The sequence below is a fragment of the Winkia sp. UMB3158 genome, assembly GCF_030217145.1.
GTDB lineage: Bacteria > Actinomycetota > Actinomycetes > Actinomycetales > Actinomycetaceae > Winkia > Winkia anitrata.
Genome location: NZ_JASONH010000015.1, coordinates 1 through 1,663, shown reverse-complemented (window position 1 = coordinate 1,663; position 1,663 = coordinate 1). Strand labels below are relative to the sequence as shown.

Here is a 1,663-nt window from a genome sequence, read left to right as displayed (position 1 = left end):
GCTGATGCTAAGCCTGGTGACAAGATTGTTGCCAAGGTTAAGGATGGTGAGGGTAATGTCATTGACACTGTTACCGTGCGCATCTCTGAGAATGTTCGAGGTAATAGCCGCAAGGTAGTCAGGACGATTGCCCGCACTTCCATAGCAAAGACGGGTGTTCAGGTGTTCGGGTACGGTGCTGCGTCCGCCGCATTGCTATTGGCGGGAGTAGGCGTTATTGCAGCAGCCAGGAGGTGCAAGGAAGACTAGTAGCTAAGTCTTCGATCTCTAACTAGTTTGGCCCTGAGAGCCTAGGCTCTCAGGGCCAAACTAGTATCTTTTTTAAAACACTTGTGTAGCGTAAAGATGGTTAGCGTTCGCTGTGGAAATGCCTGCAAAACTTAACATTAAAACAAGATTAAGTTCCAGGTGGTAGCCGATAGTGATCAACTCCAATGCAACAGTGACCCGATTTACATCTGACTCCACGCGTTAATTACCGCCTGGTAAAGATTAAAAAGCTGTCATTCGCGCTGAGCACAGCCTTTTACCGGGATTCTTTCAGACTTTCATAATCTTTCAGAATCGCTGTGAACAGGCGCAACGGTAAGCTGTAAATGTTTATGCAGGCGTGTTAGATGACAGAATTAAATGATCTGTGTCGAAACGCGCATGAATTTTATACTTTCGTGGATATGCGTCTAGCTCCCTTCCAGGCAAACACTTGCCAGCACTAAGGAATTCAGGAATCATTGCACCGACAATGTTTCCATTTTCTTACCTATCTGAAGGAAGAAGAATATGAAAGACCAAGGAATAGCCAGGAGGAGGGAGCTGAAAGTAGGCGCTGTCATCGCAGCCCTGTTTTCGCTGCTCGTCACTCTGACTGGACTTTCTGCAGTCTTCGAGCCTCAATCCGCGCTCGCCGCGGGTAATGAGCTCGGAGAGACGGTCGAGTTCACTCCGAACTACGACTTCGCGGATATTCCCCAAGGCAGCGGCTACTACGCTGATAAGGGAAATATCATTTGGGGCGGTAATGGTGGATCCGACAATGGAGTCACCAATAAGAAGTCCAACATCGGTTTCGCTTGGTGTATTGATCTGGGGCTTCGAACTCCGGCCGATGCCAAGAATCTGATTTGGGATAAGTCAACTGCGCAGAAGTTGACTCCCGCCAACATCGCTGACACGACTAAGGACACCGCTCACGGCCAAGAGCGCTACGATGCGGCTTACAAGATGATCACTAACATGATCAACTCTTGGAAAGCAGGCAAGTACGACGAGGCTAAAAAGTACAACCTGTACGCCCAGGCGTTGCTCGGTAACCCGACTGCGCAGGGAACTGCCGGTGAGGTTATCAACTCGAACGGGCAGGCTTCACCTCAGGCTGGTACCTACAGTGGCGTCACCCCCGGAGAGTTCACTGACCTTACAGGCTTTAAAGCCATGGCTGGTGGACCTTCCGTATTTGATCATGCGATTGATTTCAAGGCGCCTGAAGGAAGCTATCTGACTTACGTTCCGCCGACCCTACCTAACGGCAAGGTTGCGGTAAACCAGGCGCAGCGTATGGTTCCCCCGGATCAGCCTGGCATTAAACCTGAGCCGAAGAATCCGGTTATCAAGACCAAGGCTTCTTTGGATGGTGATCAGGTCAAGGCTGGTGCGAAGGTTGTTG

At 50.2% G+C, this 1,663-nt stretch carries 2 protein-coding genes; both read left to right on the top strand.

The window, feature by feature from the left end; genetic code table 11:
• A partial coding sequence (locus tag QP400_RS10440) for a hypothetical protein (protein WP_285445149.1) occupies positions 1 to 249 on the top strand: 249 nt, incomplete at its 5' end.
• Positions 250 to 780: 531 nt separating this feature from the next.
• Positions 781 to 1,663 (top strand): hypothetical protein (locus tag QP400_RS10435; RefSeq protein WP_285444650.1); only part of this gene is annotated, 883 nt, incomplete at its 3' end.